The 20,457-nt window shown below is 58.5% G+C and carries 19 protein-coding genes; 18 read left to right on the plus strand and 1 reads right to left on the minus strand.

From position 1 onward, the window contains the following. The first annotated feature begins 18 nt into the window (after nt 1–18). From queA to secF, 5 genes are all read left to right on the plus strand, one after another. Nucleotides 19–1,047 carry a tRNA preQ1(34) S-adenosylmethionine ribosyltransferase-isomerase QueA gene (gene queA, locus GQR90_RS14580; protein ID WP_442778551.1) on the plus strand — a complete coding sequence of 343 codons (1,029 nt, stop codon included), beginning with the start codon at nt 19–21 and terminating at the stop codon, nt 1,045–1,047. A 165-nt stretch (nt 1,048–1,212) separates the two neighbouring features. Beyond that, on the plus strand, nt 1,213–2,331 hold the full coding sequence (tgt, locus tag GQR90_RS14585; RefSeq protein ID WP_439644509.1) for a tRNA guanosine(34) transglycosylase Tgt: 1,119 nt from the start codon (nt 1,213–1,215) through the stop codon (nt 2,329–2,331). A gap of 191 nt (nt 2,332–2,522) precedes the next feature. Then, nucleotides 2,523–2,858 (plus strand): preprotein translocase subunit YajC, encoded by a 336-nt coding sequence (gene yajC / locus GQR90_RS14590; RefSeq protein ID WP_158774740.1) that lies wholly within the window; start codon nt 2,523–2,525, stop codon nt 2,856–2,858. Nucleotides 2,859–2,929: 71 nt separating this feature from the next. Further along, nucleotides 2,930–4,780: a protein translocase subunit SecD gene (gene secD, locus GQR90_RS14595; RefSeq protein WP_158774741.1), complete on the plus strand. Its 1,851-nt coding sequence runs from the start codon at nt 2,930–2,932 to the stop codon at nt 4,778–4,780. A 12-nt stretch (nt 4,781–4,792) separates the two neighbouring features. Further along, nucleotides 4,793–5,698, plus strand: a complete 906-nt coding sequence (gene secF / locus GQR90_RS14600) for a protein translocase subunit SecF (protein WP_158774742.1) — start codon at nt 4,793–4,795, stop codon at nt 5,696–5,698. Nucleotides 5,699–5,864: 166 nt separating this feature from the next. Here secF and GQR90_RS14605 read toward each other — a convergent pair whose 3' ends face one another. Next, a complete protein-coding gene (locus tag GQR90_RS14605; protein WP_158774743.1) occupies nt 5,865–6,659 on the minus strand; it encodes an inositol monophosphatase family protein in 795 nt (264 codons plus the stop codon). 472 nt (nt 6,660–7,131) lie between these two features. Here GQR90_RS14605 and GQR90_RS14610 point away from each other — a divergent pair, with 472 nt between their 5' ends. The 13 genes from GQR90_RS14610 (at nt 7,132) to bamB (ending at nt 20,089) form a co-directional block, all read left to right on the plus strand. Then, entirely contained in the window at nt 7,132–7,929 is a 798-nt protein-coding gene (locus GQR90_RS14610) for an RNA methyltransferase (RefSeq protein ID WP_158774744.1), read from the plus strand. A gap of 9 nt (nt 7,930–7,938) precedes the next feature. Further along, nucleotides 7,939–8,895: a serine O-acetyltransferase gene (cysE, locus tag GQR90_RS14615; RefSeq protein WP_158774745.1), complete on the plus strand. Its 957-nt coding sequence runs from the start codon at nt 7,939–7,941 to the stop codon at nt 8,893–8,895. Nucleotides 8,896–9,107: 212 nt separating this feature from the next. After that, the gene (locus GQR90_RS14620) at nt 9,108–9,581 is read left to right on the plus strand and encodes a Fe-S cluster assembly transcription factor (RefSeq protein ID WP_158774746.1); all 474 of its coding nucleotides are present in this window, start codon (nt 9,108–9,110) and stop codon (nt 9,579–9,581) included. Between the two features lie 98 nt (nt 9,582–9,679). Then, nucleotides 9,680–10,828 (plus strand): aminotransferase class V-fold PLP-dependent enzyme, encoded by a 1,149-nt coding sequence (locus GQR90_RS14625; protein ID WP_158774747.1) that lies wholly within the window; start codon nt 9,680–9,682, stop codon nt 10,826–10,828. Nucleotides 10,829–10,843: 15 nt separating this feature from the next. Beyond that, on the plus strand, nt 10,844–11,170 hold the full coding sequence (locus GQR90_RS14630) for a HesB/IscA family protein (protein WP_158774748.1): 327 nt from the start codon (nt 10,844–10,846) through the stop codon (nt 11,168–11,170). 262 nt (nt 11,171–11,432) lie between these two features. Next, nucleotides 11,433–11,861 carry a nucleoside-diphosphate kinase gene (gene ndk / locus GQR90_RS14635; RefSeq protein WP_024952379.1) on the plus strand — a complete coding sequence of 143 codons (429 nt, stop codon included), beginning with the start codon at nt 11,433–11,435 and terminating at the stop codon, nt 11,859–11,861. Between the two features lie 326 nt (nt 11,862–12,187). After that, entirely contained in the window at nt 12,188–13,345 is a 1,158-nt protein-coding gene (gene rlmN, locus GQR90_RS14640) for a 23S rRNA (adenine(2503)-C(2))-methyltransferase RlmN (protein ID WP_158774749.1), read from the plus strand. A gap of 254 nt (nt 13,346–13,599) precedes the next feature. Beyond that, nucleotides 13,600–14,409, plus strand: a complete 810-nt coding sequence (gene pilW / locus GQR90_RS14645; protein WP_158774750.1) for a type IV pilus biogenesis/stability protein PilW — start codon at nt 13,600–13,602, stop codon at nt 14,407–14,409. A gap of 273 nt (nt 14,410–14,682) precedes the next feature. Next, nucleotides 14,683–15,648, plus strand: coding sequence for a RodZ domain-containing protein (locus GQR90_RS14650; protein WP_158774751.1), 966 nt, complete (start codon nt 14,683–14,685; stop codon nt 15,646–15,648). A gap of 11 nt (nt 15,649–15,659) precedes the next feature. Beyond that, complete coding sequence (ispG, locus tag GQR90_RS14655) at nt 15,660–16,775, plus strand: flavodoxin-dependent (E)-4-hydroxy-3-methylbut-2-enyl-diphosphate synthase (protein WP_158774752.1); 1,116 nt, start codon at nt 15,660–15,662, stop codon at nt 16,773–16,775. Nucleotides 16,776–16,886: 111 nt separating this feature from the next. After that, nucleotides 16,887–18,170 (plus strand): histidine--tRNA ligase, encoded by a 1,284-nt coding sequence (gene hisS, locus GQR90_RS14660; RefSeq protein ID WP_158774753.1) that lies wholly within the window; start codon nt 16,887–16,889, stop codon nt 18,168–18,170. Between the two features lie 90 nt (nt 18,171–18,260). Further along, the gene (locus GQR90_RS14665) at nt 18,261–18,917 is read left to right on the plus strand and encodes a YfgM family protein (protein ID WP_158774754.1); all 657 of its coding nucleotides are present in this window, start codon (nt 18,261–18,263) and stop codon (nt 18,915–18,917) included. Further along, nucleotides 18,914–20,089: an outer membrane protein assembly factor BamB gene (gene bamB, locus GQR90_RS14670; protein ID WP_158774755.1), complete on the plus strand. Its 1,176-nt coding sequence runs from the start codon at nt 18,914–18,916 to the stop codon at nt 20,087–20,089. Before GQR90_RS14665 ends, bamB begins: the two co-directional genes overlap by 4 nt. Nucleotides 20,090–20,457: the final 368 nt, after the last annotated feature.

Consider the following 20,457-nt stretch of genomic DNA (forward strand, 5'->3'; position numbering starts at 1 on the left):
ACTACCGCTCGTCCGCTCATGCGTAGTGATTATGACTTCTGCCTGCCGGATGAACTGATTGCCCGCTACCCGTCCGAGCAGCGCAGCGATTGCCGCCTGCTGCACCTGGATGGCAAGAGCGGTGACATCGTACATCATCGCTTTCCGGATTTACTCGAGCTACTGGCGCCCGGCGACGTCGTGGTGTTCAACGATACCCGCGTAATTCCGGCACGGTTGCATGGCCACAAGGCGTCAGGAGGCAAGATTGAAATGCTGCTGGAACGCCCGCTGGATGCGCAGCGCGGTCTTGCACATATCCGTTCGAGCAAGTCTCCGAAACCGGGGACTGAGCTGATCTTCGAAGGCGGCATCACTGCTGTCGTCGAAGGCCGTCAGGATGCGTTGTTCGAGCTGCGCTTCCACGGTGAGACGCCAATGATCGAACTACTCAATCAACATGGCCATATGCCACTCCCGCCGTATATCAATCGCGACGACGAGCTATCAGACCGCGAACGCTACCAGACGGTCTACGCCAAACGTGATGGTGCCGTAGCTGCACCGACGGCCGGCCTGCACTTTGATGAGCCAATGATGGCTGCGATGGCCGACAAGGGTATCGAAACGGCTTTCGTCACCTTGCACGTCGGTGCAGGAACCTTCCAGCCGGTGCGCGTCGACAGCATTCTCGAACATCACATGCACAGTGAGTGGATCGAGGTCGGCCAGGAGACGTGCGACAAGATTTCTCAGGCTCGCGCGACTGGGCACCGTGTCATCGCGGTCGGCACCACTAGCGTGCGCTGTCTGGAAAGTGCTGCCAAGGCACACGGTGGCGAGCTGGCAGCGTACTCCGGCGACACCGACATCTTTATCTACCCGGGTTATGAGTGGCAGGTCGTCGATCTGCTGATCACCAATTTTCACCTTCCCGAATCGACGCTATTGATGTTGGTATCTGCCTTTGCCGGCTATGAAAATACCCGTGCGGCCTATCAAGCTGCGGTGGAAGAGCGCTATCAGTTCTTCAGCTATGGCGATGCCATGCTGCTCGAGCGCGTCTAACACGGACGAAACAGCTTCCTATAACTTTCGGCGATTGATTGGGGACGTGAACAGCCCTGATCCACGTCATGAGCAGTTAACACGACGTGCGCTACCCTTTTGACACACCTGCTGCGGCCTGTTTCGCCGCCAAGCGAAGAGAGAACCATGCGTAAAGAATGCTTCATGAGCTTCGAAAAGCTCGCAACCGATGGTCGCGCACGTCGCGGTCGCATGACCTTCCCGCGCGGCACCGTGGAAACACCCGCCTTCATGCCGGTCGGCACCTACGGCACCGTCAAGGGCATGACTCCGGAATCCATCAAGGAAATCGGTGCCGAGATGATTCTTGGCAACACCTTCCACCTGTGGCTGCGCCCGGGCACGGAAGTCATCGAAGCGCACGGCGATCTGCATGACTTCGCACAGTGGGACAAGCCGATCCTGACCGATTCCGGCGGTTTCCAGGTCTTCTCGCTGGGCAAGACACGCAAGATCACCGAACAGGGCGTTCACTTCCGTTCACCGGTCGATGGCTCCAAGGTCTTCATGGGCCCGGAAGAGTCCATGGCAGTTCAACGCTCGCTCGGCTCCGACATCGTGATGATCTTCGATGAGTGCACGCCCTATCCGGCGACTCATGACGAAGCTCGTAAATCGATGGAAATGTCGCTGCGCTGGGCTCAGCGCTCCTACGATGCGCATGGCGACTCCCCATCAGCCCTGTTCGGCATCATCCAGGGCGGCATGTATCCGGATCTGCGTGAGCAGTCGCTGGAAGGCCTGAAGAAGATCGATTTCGACGGCTATGCCATTGGTGGCCTGTCCGTGGGCGAGCCCAAGGAAGAGATGATCAAGGCTCTTGATTACCTGCCCGAGTGGATGCCGGAAGACAAGCCGCGCTACCTGATGGGTGTCGGCAAGCCAGAAGATCTCGTTGAAGGCGTACGTCGCGGTGTCGACATGTTCGATTGCGTGATGCCAACCCGCAACGCACGTAATGGCCATCTGTTCACACCGACCGGCACGGTCAAGATTCGTAACGCCGTCCACAAGCGTGATACGTCGCCGCTGGATCCGGAGTGTGATTGCTACACTTGCACCAATTTCTCACGCGGCTATCTGCATCACCTTGATCGTTGTGGAGAAATGCTCGGCTCAATGCTCAACACCATCCACAATCTGCGCTACTACCAGACCGTCATGGCTGGTTTGCGCGGTGCAATTGAAGCGGGTACATTGCAGGACTTCGTGGAACAGTTTTATGCCGCGCGCGGCCTGCCAGTGCCGCCACTGGCCGACTGATCGGTTCTCGGCCGGAGGGTTCGCCATCCGGCTCGGACTCGTCTCGCACTCTCCATTGCATTCGTCAGATTGCATACATTAAGGGAGCGCGACTCGAGTCGACGATTCATGAAATCGTCAGTTGGAAGCTGTCAGTTAAAAATCAGGCTCATCGCACAACAACAGTTCACCCGTAACCTCTGGAGATACACATGCTGGAATTTCTCATTCCTGCCGCACACGCTGAAGCTGAGGCTGGCATTGCCGGTGGCGGCGCCATCGGTCAGATTGTCATGCTGGTCGGCTTCGTGGTCATTTTCTACTTCCTGCTGTGGCGCCCGCAGTCCAAGCGCGCCAAGGAACACAAGAACCTGATCAGCAACCTGGCCAAAGGTGACGAGATCGTCATCGGTGGCGGCCTGGTCGGACGCATCATCAAGGTCAACGAACAGTTCCTCACCATGGAGCTGAACGAAGGCAACGAAGTCAACGTGCAGAAATCTGCCGTGGCCGCAGTACTTCCGAAGGGCACCATCAAGTCCATCTGATCCCCTCCTGCTGCCGGCCCCTGTGCCGGCAGCATGCTTTTCTCTCCCGCTCCACCAAGGACAGGGCTGCCATGCTCAACCGTTATCCGCTTTGGAAGTACCTGGTCATCTGCCTGGTACTTGCCGTCGGCGTGATCTACGCATTGCCGAACCTTTACCCCGAAGACCCGGCCGTGCAGATCAGTGCCGCCAGCGGCGCCGAGGCCGTCGACCAGCAAGATCTCGACCGCGCCATCAGCGCGCTGGAAAATGCAGGCATTACGCCCAAGTCCCAAGAACTCAACGGTTCCACTGGCCTGATTCGTCTGACCAGCAACGACCAGCAGCTGCATGCCAAGGAACTCATCAGTGACACGCTTGGCGACAACGCCATCGTCGCACTGAACCTGGCCGATGCAACGCCCGCATGGCTCTCGAGCATCGGTGCATCGCCGATGAAGCTGGGGCTTGATCTACGCGGCGGCGTTCACTTCCAGCTGGAAGTCGACATGGACGCTGCCGTCAAGCAGCGCCTGGAAGTCAACGCCAGCGCCATCAAGGAAATTCTGCGTGAAGAGCGCATTCGCTACCGTGGCAGCGAAGTCAACGATGGAACACTGAGCCTGACCTTCGCCGACGGCGACGATCGCTCCAAGGCCCGCTCCCTGATCTCACGTGACTTCCAGGACTTCGAGTACGATGAGCGTGATATCGACAGCGGCTCCGTACTCGATCTCAAGATGACAGCGGCTGCCGTCAAGGAGATCCAGGATTATGCGGTCAATCAGAACCTGACCACGATCCGCAATCGCGTCAATGAACTGGGTGTGTCCGAGCCGCTGGTTCAGCGTCAGGGGCCGAACCGCATCGTGGTCGAGCTGCCGGGCGTGCAGGACACTGCCGCCGCCAAGCGCGTTCTGGGCGCAACGGCCAATCTTGAGTTCCGACTCGAAGCGACCGACGACACGCCGGCCAGCGAGATGGAAAGCTTTGCCTTCCGTAGCCAGCCAGGCCGTACCGCCAACATCATGAAAGACGTGATCATCAGCGGTGACAGCGTCTCCAGCGCCAGTACCAGCTTTGATGAAAGTGGCCGTCCGCAGGTCAACATCAATCTTGACGGCACCGGTGGCTCGATCATGAACCGTGTGACGCGCGCTGCGATCGGTCGCAACATGGCAGTGCTGTTCATCGAGCACAAGACGCGTACGCGCACGGTGATGGAAGACGGTGAAAAGGTCGATAAACGCATTCCCTACACCGAGAAGGGCCTGATCAGTCTGGCGACCATCCAGAGTGCTCTGGGTAACAGCTTCCGCATCACTGGCCTCGACTCACCGACGGAAGCCAAGGAGCTATCGCTGCTGCTGCGTTCAGGCTCGCTGGCTGCACCGATCTACTTCGTGCAGGAACGCACCATCGGCCCAAGCCTTGGGGCCGAGAACATCAAGAGCGGCATTCTGTCCATTGAACTGGGCCTGTTGCTGGTCGTGCTGTTCATGCTGGCGCGCTACAAGGCATTCGGCATTGTCGCCAACGTTGCCTTGACCGCGAATCTGGCAATCCTGATCGCTGCCATGTCGATGCTGGGTGCAACACTGACGCTACCGGGCATTGCCGGTATCGTATTGACACTGGGGATGGCAGTTGATGCCAATGTGCTGATCTTCGAGCGTATCCGTGAGGAAATGCGCACCAAGATGCCGTTGCATCAAGCCATCCATACCGGTTTCGAGCGTGCCTTCACCTCCATCATTGATGCGAACATCACCACCCTGCTGGTCGCGGTGATCCTGTTCTCCATCGGTAGTGGTCCGGTCAAGGGCTTCGCGGTGACGCTGTCCATCGGCATCCTGACGTCGATGTTCACGGCGATCATGGTGTCGCGCGGCATCATCAATCTTGCCATTGGTGGCAAGACACTCAAGAAACTCTGGATCTGAGGGGCCATCGTGATGCGACAGTTTGACTTCATGAGCAAGCGGCGCGCGGCCTTCATCGTCTCCATCGTGTTGACGATCGTGGCCATTGGCGCCCTTGTGATTCACGGCCTGAACCTGGGTCTCGACTTTACCGGCGGCACCCTGGTGGAAGTGAAATACCAGGTTGCACCGGCCCTTGAAAACATCCGTCAGACGCTGGACGCCGCTGGTTACCGGGATGTCTCGGTGCAAACCTTCGGGGCCAGCAATGAGATTCTGGTGCGCCTGCAACAGAGCTTCGAAGCCGGTATCGGCAACGATATCGTCGCCCAGCTCCAGGGAACTGGCGATCAGGTCAGCCTGGTGCGTGCAGAGTTCGTCGGCGCACAGGTTGGCGATCAGCTGCGTGACCAATCTGGTCTTGGCATGCTGCTCGCACTGGCGGTAGTGATGATCTACGTAGCCTTCCGCTTCCAGTACAAGTTCGCTATCGGCGCACTGATCTCACTGGGTCACGATGTCGTGATTCTGCTAGGCATCTTTGCCCTGTTCGGGCTCGACTTTGACCTGACCGTACTGGCGGCAGTATTGGCTGTCATTGGTTACTCGTTGAACGACACCATCATCGTCTACGACCGCATTCGCGAGAATATTCGCAAATCGCGCACTGACGACATGCCGGCGATCTTCAACGACGCAATCAATGCCACGCTGTCACGTACGCTCTCTACCTCCGGCACCACGTTGTTGGTGCTGTTGGCGCTGTTCTTCCTTGGTGGTGACATGATTCATAACTTCGCTATCGCGCTGATCATCGGCGTTGTGGCGGGCACCTTCTCCTCCATCTATGTAGCGGCAGCGTTGCTACTGGTGGTTGGCCTGAAGCGTGTAGATCTGATCCCGCCGCCGAAAGAGCAGTTCGAGGACGGCGCACCCTGATACATCACCCCGGGATATTGACCCCGGGGTGATGTGCTAGCGCTAGCAGCAACCGGCACCAGATGCCGGGCACAAAAAAGCCCACCTCAATCGAGGTGGGCTTTTTTCGTTCTCTTGATTCGTCCTCATATGCAGCGCAGGGACTCGTCAGAACATCTTTCTGCTGTTACAGGTGCGGCTGCATGGTCTGCGCCAGTGCCTTGTACAGACGTGCACCCGCAGCCATCAGCGTACCTTCGACAACCACGACAGGTGTGCCATCAGCACTACCGGCCAATGCGCCACATTCCTTCAGGAACAGGCTGGCAATCTCACTATCACCCGATTCCAGACCCAGCACGTAGACGGCATCGATACGACCAGCCGCCAGATCGAGCACGTCAATCAGTGCACAGCCGCTGGTACGCAGCGTGTTCAGCTGCGGGCCGACCTGCTGAATGATAGAGAGGTAAGTCGTCAGGTGGCGCGAACGCTGCCAGACGTCAGGTAGACCCATCGCCAGTCGTGCACCGTCGATCGTCGTAGCGTTGGTGACGCGAATACGGTGACCTGAATGCTGAGCACCGCGACCACGGCTGACGATGAATTCTTCGTCAGTAAACGGCGCGATGACCACGGCGTGCTCGGCACGTCCCTTGAACAGGCAAACCACTGACAGGGCGAAGCCTGAAGCGGCAGATGCCAGATTGGAATAACCGTGCACCGGCTCAACACGCCAGTGGTAGTCAGAGCCTTGGCCTTCACCATCGCGATGGTCGGTATAACGGCCGGAAAGGCCGTGCTGCGGATAGCCACGTTCCAGCTGGCGTACTATGTGTGCTTCGGCGCGACGTGCAGTATCTTCGATGAAGGTATCGAGATCTTTGTCGTTACGAGCAACTTCGATACGTTCACGTGCACGAACGAACTGCTCTGCGGCGCCGCGTGCAGCACGTAGCGCAAATTGGACCATCGGATGCATGATCAAAGCCTTGACGAGTCGGGAGCTGTTAAAGAACGGTGCATGACGCAATGCGGAACACAAACACTGCGAAGCACAAGTCGTGCGCAACTGGAATCTTGCAAGAGTAAGCACGTTGCAAAGCGCGATGCGTGGTGCAATGTACGCATCGCGCTGTATAGCGCAGCATGTGACGACAGCGAGTGCCAATCAGATGATGCGGTATAGCAGGACGGCGTAGTCTAGCAGAAGGTATACATGGCTGCCATCGCCACACTCGACCTTGGTAGAGCTTTGCGGTCATTATCGGAGCCTGGATTCTCGCGAGAGATACCCTCGATCGCCCCCGACCCACTCCTCGATCTCGATGCAGCAACCTGCTCACAAAGACGGCTTCATGCTAGGATATCGGGTTCTGGCACCCCGCTGTTTCTTGGCGGTCCGCTGGTCGTGTCGGCCGCCCTATCCTTCAATTGCTACCCTGGAAGTCCTCATGCTTGAACGTCTGCGCATTGTCCTGATCGGCACCAGCCATCCCGGCAACATCGGTGGAGCAGCTCGTGCCATGCTCAATATGGGCTTGGCCGACCTCGCGCTGGTCGCACCACGCTGTCAGGTGCAATGTCAGGAATCCGCCTCGCGGGCGTCAGGTGCCGATACGCTCGTCGCGAGTGCTCAGGTACATGAAAGCCTGGAAGACGCCGTAGCGGACTGCAGCCTGGTCGTCGGCTGCAGTGCTCGCTCACGCAATCTGCCGTGGCCGATGATTACACCGCGCGCCTTTGGAGCGACGCTTGCTGACGAAATTCGCCTGCCGGATGCTCGCGTCGCGATCGTATTCGGCCGTGAAGACTCCGGGCTTTCCAACGAAGAGCTACAGCGCTGCCATCGCCACGTCCATATTCCGACCAATCCAGATTTCAGTTCACTGAATCTGGCGGCAGCAGTACAGGTCCTGGCATATGAGTGTCGACAGGCGTGGCTGGCCGAGCAAGAGGCTTCGGGTGAGACACCGCGTGCTGAAGACGAGCAGCCCTTCGGTATCGACTGGGACAGCCCTCTCGCTAGCCACGCCGACCTGGAGCGTCTCTTCGAACATCTCGAGAAGACCCTGGTCAGCATCGATTTTCTGGACCCGGAACAGCCGCGCCAACTGATGGCTCGCCTGAGACGCCTGTACCTGCGCGCCCGCCCTGACAGCATGGAAATCAATATTCTGCGCGGTATTCTGTCAGCGGTAGACAAGCAGGTTCGTCAGGCACAGACCGCCGCGGCTCCCCGCGCCCATTGAGGACACGCCATGTTCACTCGACTGCGTGAAGACATCAACAGCGTCTTTGCCCGTGATCCGGCGGCGCGCAATGCGTTTGAAGTACTGACCAACTATCCGGGCCTGCACGCCCTGCTGGCCCACCGTATCAATCACTGGCTGTGGCGACACAATGCCAAGTGGCTGGCGCGTACCGGCTCGACTCTGATGCGCTGGCTGACCGGTATAGAGATTCACCCCGGCGCGACCATTGGTCGACGCTTCTTCATCGATCACGGCATGGGCGTCGTGATTGGCGAGACCGCGCTGATCGGTGATGACGTGACGCTCTATCACGGCGTCACGCTCGGCGGTACCACCTGGAATGCCGGCAAGCGTCACCCGACGTTAGGCGATGGCGTGATTGTCGGTGCCGGCGCCAAGATTCTTGGTCCCTTCACGGTCGGCGCTGGAGCCAAGGTTGGCTCCAATGCCGTGGTCACTCGTGAAGTCCCCCCTGGAGCTACCGTCGTCGGCATTCCCGGCAAGATCGTCAAGCGCGCTGAGCCGGATGTCGATGATGCACCGGACGTCGATCCCGAAAGCCGTGAGGCCATGAAAGAGAAGTTCGGCTTTGATGCCTACGGGATGGGCCAGGAGATGCCTGACCCTGTGGCGCGCTCCATGCACGCCATGCTTGATCACATGCATGCCGTAGACAAGCGCATTGAACAGATGTGCGGCACGCTACGTAAACTGGATGCAAGCTACCGTGCGGGTCACTTGCCGGAGCTCAACGATGCTGACTTCGCGCAGCTGATTGATGAGCTGGGGCCATGCGGTGGAGATACGGTAGCAGTCAAGGCAAGCAAGGCTTCCAATGCCTCTGACACGACTAACGATGCCACGTCCACGCCTGTGACTGACGACCACACTTCCGATGTAGCACATCACGTTACGGCTGACATTGCGGATGAGCAATCCAGCCCTCAGCGTCAGCATGGTTAAAGTTGACCAATTCAGTCGGGATTGACCGCGAATCGTTGGCTCACCATAATGGTTAGCCTGGCTTGCGCTCACTGATGGTCACTGCATAGTCGCTACACACCAGCCACTATCACGCCAGCGACGACACACCAGTCACCAGCAAGGTGGCAGTAAGGCTCATGCTTCACTGCCACTCCTGACACCATCTGCCTCACCAGCTCACGGGTTTTGCCATGCGCCTGACCACCAAGGGACGTTACGCCGTCACCGCGATGCTCGATCTGGCGCTGCATGCCAAGTGCGGCCCGACCTGTCTGGCCGATATCGCCGTACGCCAAGGCATCTCGTTGTCCTATCTGGAGCAATTGTTCGCTCGCCTGCGACGTGCCGGTCTCGTCAAGAGCGTGCGTGGCCCCGGTGGCGGCTATCTGCTCGACATCGAGCTTGAAGCCACCTCGGTGGCGCGCATCATCGATGCCGTCAATGAGTCAATGGACGCCACACGCTGCCAAGGCCTGTCGGACTGTCAGTCGGGAGATACCTGCCTGACACATCATCTATGGTGCGATCTGTCTGACGAGATTCATGGCTTTCTTGACGGCATCAGCCTTGCGGACCTTGTCGCGCGCGAAGAGATCCGGCACATCGCCAGCCGACAGCGCGAGGCCTGCGAGCCTACGCCGATCACACTGATGGAAGGCGGCTGATCAGCGGCAATCAACATCCGCCGCCATGCTTACCACGCCTTGCATTTGAAACATTCCGCCTCTCTTACTTCAGTCAGTCGTGTCTTCAGGAAGTCACCATGTCCCAGCCGATCTATCTCGATTATGCCGCCACCACGCCTGTCGACCCCCGGGTCGCCGAGCTGATGATGCGCCACCTGACGCTGGACGGCACTTTCGCCAATCCAGCGTCACGTAGCCACATGCCTGGCTGGCTGGCCGAACAGGCTGTCGAGGGCGCACGCCGTCAGGTTGCCGAACTGATCGGTGCCGACCCGCGCGAGATCGTCTGGACCAGCGGCGCCACCGAAGCCAACAACCTGGCATTGAGCGGTTACATGCGCGCCAATGCCGAGCGTGGCCGTCACCTGATCACGTCGACGATCGAGCACAAGGCGATTCTGGACACCGCCAGTGCGCTGGAGGCAGAGGGATTCAAGGTCACGCGCATCGCCCCCCAGCCAGACGGTCGCATCAGTCCTGAAAGCCTGCGTGAAGCATTGCGCGACGATACCGTGCTGGTCTCGTTGATGGCGGTCAACAACGAGCTGGGTAGCGTCAATGATCTCGAAGCGCTGGGCGCCGTCGCACGAGAACATGGCGCAGCTTTCCACGTCGATGCAGCCCAGGCACCGGGCAAGGTAAAGATTGACGTCAGCCAGCAACCGATTGATCTGCTGTCGATGTCGGCCCACAAGGCTTATGGCCCCAAGGGGATCGGTGCGCTTTACGTCCGCCGTCAGCCACAGATCAAGATTGATGCACTGATCCATGGCGGTGGACATGAGCGCGGCATGCGTTCCGGCACACTGCCGACGCATCAGATTGTCGGCATGGGCGAGGCCTATCGTCTGTCCAGCGAACAGTTTGATGCCGACCAGCAGCATCTTGTCGCCCTACGTGCACAATTCGTGGCAGGCCTCAGTGGGCTTGAAGGCGTGCACTTCAATACCGATATTGCAGTCAGCGTGCCCAACATCCTCAATCTCGCCTTTGACGGCGTAGAGGGCGAAGCACTGTTGATGGCATTACGCGGTATCGCAGTTTCTACCGGTTCGGCCTGCAACTCCGCGAGCGTCGAACCTTCATTCGTACTCACCGGCATTGGGGTATCTCGTCCACTGGCGCTCGCATCGCTGCGTTTCAGCTTTGGTCGTTTCACTACCACTGCCGACATTGATTCCGCGCTCTCTGAACTCAGGCATGCCCTGAGCGCACTGCGCGCCTGACCCGGGAGAATTCTCATGGCACATCTGTCGATTTCCTCCGCTGCCGCCGACCAGATCCGCGTCGTACTGGCTGAGCGCGGACATGGCTTGGGCCTACGCGTCTCGGTCAAGCCCAGTGGCTGCTCCGGTTATAGCTACGTGCTCGACTTTGCCGATGAAGCCAATGATGGCGATGCCGTTTTCGTCGACCACGGCGCCACGGTCTATGTGGATAACGAAGCTCTCACCGTACTCGACGGTTCCGAAGTGGATTACGTCAAGGACGGGCTGAATCGCTTTTTCCGCTTCAAGAACCCCAACGTCAAAGACGAGTGTGGGTGTGGCGAGAGCTTCAGCGTGTAGATCTAGCTTCAGCGTGTAGATCTAGCTTCAGCGTGTAGGCCTGATCTCAGCGCTTAGCGCCCACAGCAGCATCTCGGCGGTCAATATTGTCGAGATGCCTGCCATCTTCACGTCATCGACTGCAGGCAGGATGGATGCAGCCGATGACGTGAGCAGCTATAATGCCGCCCACTTTTGTCGCGTCGCATACCGACAGAGCCCTTATTTCGCCACTCGGCCTTTCCCGAGTGGCTCTTCAAAGCTTGTCTCAGGAGAATTACCCATGGCTACACAGCGCACTCTGTCCATCATCAAGCCCGATGCCGTTGCCAAGAACGTGATCGGCGAAATCTACACGCGCTTCGAGAAAGCCGGCCTGCAGGTCATCGCCTCCAAGATGGTTCACCTGTCCAAAGAACAGGCTGAAGGTTTCTATGCCGAGCACAGCGAACGCGGTTTCTTCGGCGAGCTGGTCGGCTTCATGACTTCTGGTCCGGTCATGATCCAGGCGCTCGAAGGCGAAGAAGCCATCGCCAAGAACCGTGATCTGATGGGCGCTACCAACCCGAAAGAAGCCGCTGCCGGTACCATCCGTGCCGACTTCGCAACGTCCATCGATGCCAACGCTGTTCATGGTTCCGATGCTCCGGCTGCTGCCGAGCGCGAAATTGCTTACTTCTTCGGCGAAAACGAAATCTGCCCGCGCGGTTGATTTCTCTTGTGCGACTGAATGACCACTTGTTGTCTAGTCGTGCATGACGCGACGGCCCTGCCTGTGCGGCGGGGCCGTTGTGGTATCGGACGTGCTGAAACGTCTGGCCTTGTGCTCGACATTTGAGCAGGTCCGATACGCTCTGACAGGCGCTGCAGGCTTTTACCAGTGCCCTGTGCCAGTCGAAATGACTGTCACTACCGACTGACGGCAAACGCCATACGAGGTCTGCGACACATCGCCACCTCCTCCTGACAGCGCCGCCCCGCATGCGCCTTTCATCTCCATCTGCGCCTGCCCACCCCTGACTCGACCGGCCCAACACCATGACTGATACCACTACGACTACCCCTGACACTACTGCTCCTGCGACCGTCAAGCTCACCAATCTGCTGGGCCTACCGCTCCCCGCGATGGAAGCCTTTTTCGATAGCATCGGCGAGAAGAAATTTCGCGCCACACAGGTATTGAAATGGATTCACCAGGAAGGCGTCGATAACTTCGACGAAATGACAAACCTGGCCAAGCCGCTGCGCGATCGCCTCAAGGCAGTCGCCGAGATTCGTGCGCCGGGCATCATCTATGAAGGTGAATCCAAGGACGGTACTCGCAAGTGGGTGTTGGAAGTCAGTGATGGCAGCTACGTCGAGGCCGTACTGATCCCTTCTGAAAACGGTAATCGCCGCACCTTGTGCGTGTCCTCCCAGGTCGGCTGCTCGCTGGATTGCAGCTTCTGCTCTACCGGCAAGCAGGGCTTCGAGCGTGATCTGACCGCCGCCGAGATCATCGGTCAGGTATGGGTCGCGACGCGCGGTGCAGTAGACCGCAAGGACACCCGCAAGCGCCCGGTCACCAACGTGGTGATGATGGGCATGGGCGAGCCGCTGATGAACTACGACAATGTCGTACCGGCGATGAAGCTGATGCTGGATGACAACGCCTATGGCCTGTCCAAGCGTCGCGTCACCCTATCCACGTCTGGCGTGGTACCCAAGCTTGACCAGCTTGGCGATGAGATGGACGTCAGTCTGGCGATCTCTCTGCACGCAGCCAATGATGAGCTACGCAACGTGCTGGTGCCGATCAATCGCAAGTGGAATATCCGCGCCCTGCTCGACGCTTGCCATCGTTATCTGGCCAAGTGCGATGACGCACGCATCATCACCATCGAATATACGATGATGAAAGACGTCAACGACCAGATTCATCACGCCGAAGAGCTGGCGGCACTGCTCAAAGAGCTGCCGTGCAAGATCAACCTGATTCCGTTCAATCCGTTCCCGAACTCCGGATACGAAAAGCCGTCACGCAATCAGGTCATGCGATTCCAACAGCGTCTTTACGAGCTGGGCTATACCGCGCCGGTTCGCGCAACGCGCGGTGATGACATCGATGCGGCGTGTGGCCAGCTGGTGGGTCAGGTCAAGGATCGTACCCGCCGTGCCGAGCGTTATATCAACGCCATCCAGCTCGACGCTGAATAAGCTCAGCCTGACTGCTCACTATCGGCAGTACGGTACTGATGCTGCTTTACGTCTCACGGGAGCCCAGCACTGATAGCGGCCCCGTGAACCAGCATTCTTTGACATGTGGCATTAGCCAGTACAGTGAGCAAACGCGCGCCGCCCTTCCCGCCTTGACTTGTCAGGGGTGCGGCGCTTTGATGGAGGCGCTTTTGTTGCTTGCAGCGATCCTCGCCAGCAGGCATACCACAAGCCTTTCTTTACGCGAGGATTGCATGCCGAGTCGTCTGCCACGTCATCGCTTTACTGCCCACCGTGCTACTGGCCATGCCAGAGCCCTTCTGCTGTGTCTCGGCATTGCCAGTCTGACTCTGTCAGGTTGCGCTACCCGCGTTGAGACCAATGACCCTTACGCCGCTCCCGATTCCAACAAGGCTTCCGCAGCATATGTGGAGCTCGGGGAAGCCTATTTAGGTCGTAATCAGCTACAACGTGCCGACAATGCTTTCCAGAAGGCACTCAAGCTTGAAAAAACCAACGCCCAAGCCAAGGCCGGGTTGGCGATGATCTATCAGCAGCAGGGCGAAAATGTGCTTGCAGATGATTATTTCAAGCAAGCCATTGCCAGTGATCCTTCGTACACGCGTGCGCGCAACAACTACGCTGCCTTCCTCTATTCACGTGGCGAATATGTTGAGGCCTGCCAGCAACTGCAGACCGCCACGGATGATCTGACCTATGACAATCGTGGTCAGCTATATACCAATCTGGGGCGTTGTCAGCTGCAGCTAGGGAAAATGGAAGACGCGCGCGATAGTTTCAATCGTGCCGTCAGGATCAATCCTCGTGAATCTGAAGCCTGGCTCGCACAAGCACGGATGGCGCACGCCGAAAACGACAATGAAACGGCCCAGAAGGGATTAAGTCGTTACTTCCGCCTGGCCGGAACCGATAGAAGTAGCCTGGAGCTGGCCGTCTCAGTCGCCAAAGCGCGCGGCGACAATCGCCTGGCCGATCTTTATGCACGACAGTTGGAACAGGTCAGGACGCGAGAGTCTGGAAGTACCATCATCCGCACTCCCTAGTCGCTATCGGCTGCCATTGTCTTAATACGGTAGCGTCCCCAGCAACCGCCGTCGCTGTAAGCAGTATTGAGAAGACCGAAAAGCCGGTGAAAATCTCATCGCGGGCTTGGTATAGTGCCGAGGGTAGCGGACCATTGATGGCTCCCCACGCCAGGCACGGCTTTTACTGTTATCTCGGGCTGCGTCGTGCTCGCATTGAAAACATGTCCAGATACGCCGGAAGAACGCCCGGATGTGCGTTCGGTAGACAGTTTTTCCTTACAAGGATGCGCTATGAGCGAACATCAATCCGCCCCTGATCAGCCCGTCAGCGATTCACTGCCTGGCAAGCTTCTCAAGGCCGAGCGCGAACATCAGGGATTGTCACGTGATGAGGTGGCAACTCAGCTCAATCTGCGCCCCAGCCTGATCGACGATCTTGAACGCGATCACTACGATCAGATTCCGATCATCGCCTACCGACGTGGCTATCTGCGCGCCTATGCGCGCCTGTTGTGCATGGACGAGAAAGCCATCGTCAGTCAATACAATGTGCATTTCGGTACTGCCGAAGTGGAACGCCATGTCCCCGCGATGAATCCGTCAGTGCGTCCGCCAGGCAAGCTGGGAAAATACCTGTTCCGCCTCGTCAGCCTATTGGTCATAGCAGGCCTGATCGGTCTGAGCTACGTCTGGTGGCAGAGCGGTGACTACGGTCGCACCACGCCGGCAGAGCAGAGCGACAGCGTCGCTGCAGATGGTATCGATGACAGCAGCGATCCCGTCGTCAACGCAGATGGCTCCATCGAACTTTCCCTCGCACAATCAGCGCCAGACGACGCGTCTTCTGCTGCGCTGGAAGCTGATGTGCCGCAGGCTTCTACAGCGGCCGACGCCGGCGAAGGAACGGCATCGCAAGAGGCGAATGCTCCGTCAGACGACCTCAGCGAAGCGCCAGCAGGGGAATCTGCCAGCGAAAGTGATACCGCGCTGACCGAGACGGCAGCACCCGCAGCCGATCCCCGCAAGCTCGAGCTGACCTTCAATAACGATTCCTGGACCGATATTCGCGATGCCACCGGCAAGAAATTGCTCATTGGTACCAATCCTGCCGGCAGCAGCACGACGCTAGAAGGCCAACCGCCGTTCAAGCTCACCATCGGCAAGTCCGCGGGTGTCATTCTCGAATACATGAACAAGCCGGTTGATCTGAAAAGCGCCACACGCGGCACCATCGCCAAACTCACTCTCGGTGAATGATCCGGACTCCCATGCATAGTCACTCCCCCATCAAGCGCCGTGTCTCGCGCAAGATTTATGTCGGCAATGTCGCTGTCGGCGGCGATGCACCGATTTCCGTGCAGAGCATGACCAACACCAACACCAATGATGTCGCCGCCACCGTCGCGCAGATCAAGAGTCTCGAAGATGCCGGTGCCGATATCGTGCGCGTCAGCGTGCCAGACATGGATGCTGCCGAAGCCTTTGGCCGCATCAAGAAGCTGAGCAATATCCCGCTGGTCGCCGATATTCACTTCGACTACAAGATCGCGCTACGCGTCGCTGAACTGGGTGTTGACTGTCTGCGCATCAACCCTGGCAATATCGGGCGTGAAGACCGCGTGCGTGCCGTGGTCAGTGCCGCACGCGATAACGGCATCCCGATCCGGATTGGCGTCAATGCAGGCTCGCTGGAAAAGGACTTGCAGAAGAAATACGGCGAACCTACACCGGCTGCGCTGGTCGAATCAGCCATGCGCCACATTGATCACCTTGATCGCCTCGATTTTCAGGAATACAAGGTCAGCGTCAAGGCCAGTGACGTCTTCATGGCGGTCGCCGCCTATCGTGATCTGGCCAGCCGTATTGAGCAACCACTGCACCTGGGTATCACCGAGGCGGGTGGCCTGCGCTCTGGCACCGTGAAGTCTTCCATTGGTCTCGGTATGTTGCTGATGGACGGCATTGGCGACACCATCCGTGTATCGCTGGCAGCTGATCCAGTCGAGGAGATCAAGGTCGGCTTCGACATGCTCAGAAGCCTCAAGCTGCGCGCCAAGGGCATCAACTTCATTGCCTGCCCCAGCTGTTCGCGTCAGAACTTCGACGTCATCAAGACCATGAACGAGCTGGAAGCACGCCTTGAAGACGTGCTGACACCGCTGAATGTCTCGATAATCGGCTGTGTGGTCAATGGCCCGGGCGAAGCCAAGGAGACCGATGTCGGTCTAACCGGCGGCAGCCCTGCCAACCTGGTCTATCTGGACGGCAAGCCGGCCAGCAAACTGACCAATGAGACCCTGGTTGAAGACCTTGAGCGCTTGATTCGCGCCAAGGTCGCTGAAAAAGAGGCCCTCGAGGCCGACACTATCATCCGCCAGGGCTGAGCACGTCTCAGTCGGCTTGCGTATCATCGTGATACGCCTTCGTCTCCCCGCCTTCTTCCATGCCTGCATGGGGACGTTGCGGGGAGATGTGCAAGAATTCAGGAGAGAACGTTGAGCACCAAGATCCAGGCCATTCGTGGCATGAACGACCTGCTGCCAGACCAGTCACCGGTGTGGCAATACTTCGAGCACCAGGTGCAGGCACTGATGGCGCAGTACGGATATCGTGAGATCCGCACGCCCATCGTCGAGCAGACGGCGCTGTTCAAACGCTCCATCGGCGAAGTCACCGATATCGTCGAAAAGGAAATGTATACCTTCGACGATCGTAACGGTGACAGCCTGACCCTGCGCCCGGAAGGCACTGCCAGCTGTGTGCGCATGGCGATGGAAAACGGCTTGGTGCACAACCAGATTCAGCGCTTATGGTATACCGGCCCCATGTTCCGCCACGAGCGTCCCCAGAAGGGGCGTTATCGCCAGTTCCATCAAGTCGGCGTTGAAGCCTATGGCATGGAAGGCCCGGACATCGATGCCGAGATGATCCTGATCTCAGCTCGTCTGTGGCGCCAGCTGGGCCTGCTTGAGCACGTGACGCTTGAGCTGAATTCGCTGGGCAGTCTCGAAGCACGTGCTGCCTATCGCGAGCTGCTGGTCGAGTACTTCACACAGCACCTCGAGGTGCTTGATGAAGATTCCAAGCGTCGCCTGCACACCAATCCACTGCGCATCCTCGATACCAAGAACCCGGAGATGGCGGCGGTAGTCGATGCTGCTCCGCGACTCGGTGATCATCTGGATGAAGACTCCCGCGTGCACTTCGAGGGCCTCAAGGCACGCCTCGACGCCGCTGGTATCGAGTACGTCATCAATCCGCGTCTGGTGCGCGGCCTCGATTACTACTCGCGTAGCGTGTTCGAGTGGACCACCACTGCTCTCGGCAGCCAAGGCACCGTGTGTGCCGGTGGCCGTTATGACAGTCTCTTCGAGCAGCTGGGCGGTAAACCCGTACCAGCCGTCGGCTTTGCGATGGGTATCGAGCGTCTGATTCTGCTACTCGAAACCCTCGAGCTGGTACCGAAGGACGTACATGAGACAGTCGATGTCTATCTGATGTCGATGGGTGAGCAGGCTGAAGCTGAATCCATGCGCCTGGCAGAAGACCTGCGCAGTGCGCTACCGAGCCTGCGTCTCGTGCTGCATTGTGGTGGTGGCAGCTTCAAGAGCCAGATGAAGAAGGCCGACAAGAGTGGCGCACGCGTGGCGCTGATTCTCGGTGAGAATGAAGTCATCGAAGGCACGGTTGGCATCAAGTTCCTGCGCGAAGAACGCGATCAGGAAACGCTGAACCAGCGCGCCTTGGGCGAGCATCTCGGCAGCGTCTTCAGCGCCTGAGACCGCCAGTGAATAGTAGGCGAGGACATACGTGATCCCCGCCTCCCGAATGCATGTGCCGGTGTACCGGCCTGGTCAAGGAGACCGCCCGTGGCGGAAGAGCTCAGAAGCGAAGAAGAACAGCTTGATGCCATCAAGCGCTGGTGGGGCGAGAACGGTAAGTCATTGATTGCCGGTGTCGTGCTGGCCGGTGCCGGTGTCTTTGCCTTCAAGGCGTGGCAGAACTATGATGCCAGCCAGTCCGAAGCGGCCTCCCTGCGCTATCAACAGCTGGTGAGTCTGGTCAGCCAGCCCAAACTGGATGAGGCCGGCACTCAACAGGCACGCACGTTGATTGGTGAGCTGGAAAGCAACCATGGCGATAGCCTCTACACCCAGATGGCGCACCTGCTGGATGCCAGCATGTCGGTGAAGGCTGAGGATCTGGACGCGGCAGCCAAGGCGCTGCAAAGCGTGCTCGACAATAGCGATGACAGTTACCTGCAAGGACTGGCGAGCCTGCGTCTGGCGCGCATCGAAGTCGAGCGTGGCGACAGCGACAAGGCACTGAGTCTGATCAAGAGTCCGCCTGCCGCTCTAGCCGCACAAGCCGCAGCAGTACGAGGAGATGCCTTGGTCGCGCTGGACAAGCGTGATGAGGCGATCATGGCCTACCGAGAAGCCAGTAATCTCTCCCAGCAAAGCGGTCAGCCGATCTACGGCCTTGATCTGAAACTCGCCGATCTGGCAGCGGAGTCTTCCTCATGAGTCTGAGTTCCCATTTACGATTGAGCCGTTTGGCACTGCCGGCCTCACTGTTGGCCGCCAGCCTGCTGGCAGGGTGTGCCAGCAGCGCACAGCCGGAATATGCCCCCAAGGACCTAGCCGACTTTGATAGCAAGGTCTCCCTGGATTCCGCATGGAGCGAATCGGTCGGCAACGGTCTTGGGCGCGCCCACTATCCATTGGCTCCGATCATCGCCAACGACCGCCTGTTCGTGGCGGCCGAGGAAGGTGAACTTGAAGCACTTGATGCCAAGAACGGTGATGATGTCTGGCAGGTCACGCTGACCTCTGGCATCACCAGTGCTCTGAATGCTGATGCGTCACGCCTCTATGTCGGTACCCGTGATGGCAAGGTCAGCGCGATCAATCAGGAAGACGGCAGCATCGAATGGAGCACACGTGTCTCCAGTGAGGTGCTGGCTGCGCCGCAGTACAACGACGAGTTGGTCGTCGTGCAGAGCGTCGATGGTACCGTCACGGCGCTCGACCGTTTCACCGGTGAAGAGCAGTGGGCTTACACCGCCACGATTCCAGCATTGACCTTGCGTGGTACCGGTGCACCTCGCGTCATCAAGCCTGTCACCTTCGCGGGCTTCGCCAATGGCAAGCTGGTTACACTGGATAACCGTTCGGGCCAGGAACTTTGGGACCTGCGCGTCGCGGTACCTGCCGGACGTACCGAAGTGGACCAGTTGGTCGATCTTGATGGTCAGCCGGTATTGACCCAGGATGGTCGCCTCTATGTCACCAGCTACAATGGTCGTCTGATCGCACTCGACGCCCGTAACGGCGAGCCACTGTGGGACAAGAAGTCCTCCAGCTACCTGACGCCCATCGTGGTCGGTGATTACCTGTTCAGCATCGATAATGCCAGCCATGTGCTGGCGATGGATGCCAATACCGGTAATGTGCTGTGGAAGTCGGAAGATCTGGAAGGCCGCTGGCTGACCTCTCCGGCCTTTGTCGATGGCAAGCTGGTCGTGGGTGATTATGACGGCTATGTGCATCTACTTGATGCCCAGAGCGGCGAGATTGTCGGTCGCTATGACGGCGGCGGTGACGGCATCAGCATCACCCCGCTCACCGATGGCAAGCGTATCTACATCTACACCAATGACGGTGAGCTGACGGCACTGGATCTCGAGACTCCCTGAGCCATCCAGCGCCATGTGCATGAACGCTGATACGACAACGGCAGCCCAAGGGCTGTCGTTGTCGTATCAATGCTGGCATACGCCATTGGTAGCGCCCCTCAGGCAATGCTAGAATACTGCCCCCGCAGATCGAGTGCGATTGTCAGCCGAATGCTTTACGAGGCAACCGGCATGATATGGCTATCGATTCAGCCACAAGATTTTTCCGCAGGCAGTGGTAACTGCCCGCCTGCGGACCATACTGGATGAACGCGTCTACGGCTGCAGGCCAACGGCGGCGTCCAGTGCCCCATGTCCGATATCATCGCTATCGCCCTGCCTGTACAAGGTGCTTTCCGGCCATCATGGTTCGAAGCAGACCGTCCGGG

Origin of the sequence: Cobetia sp. L2A1, from assembly GCF_009796845.1 — a bacterium.
Taxonomy (GTDB): domain Bacteria; phylum Pseudomonadota; class Gammaproteobacteria; order Pseudomonadales; family Halomonadaceae; genus Cobetia.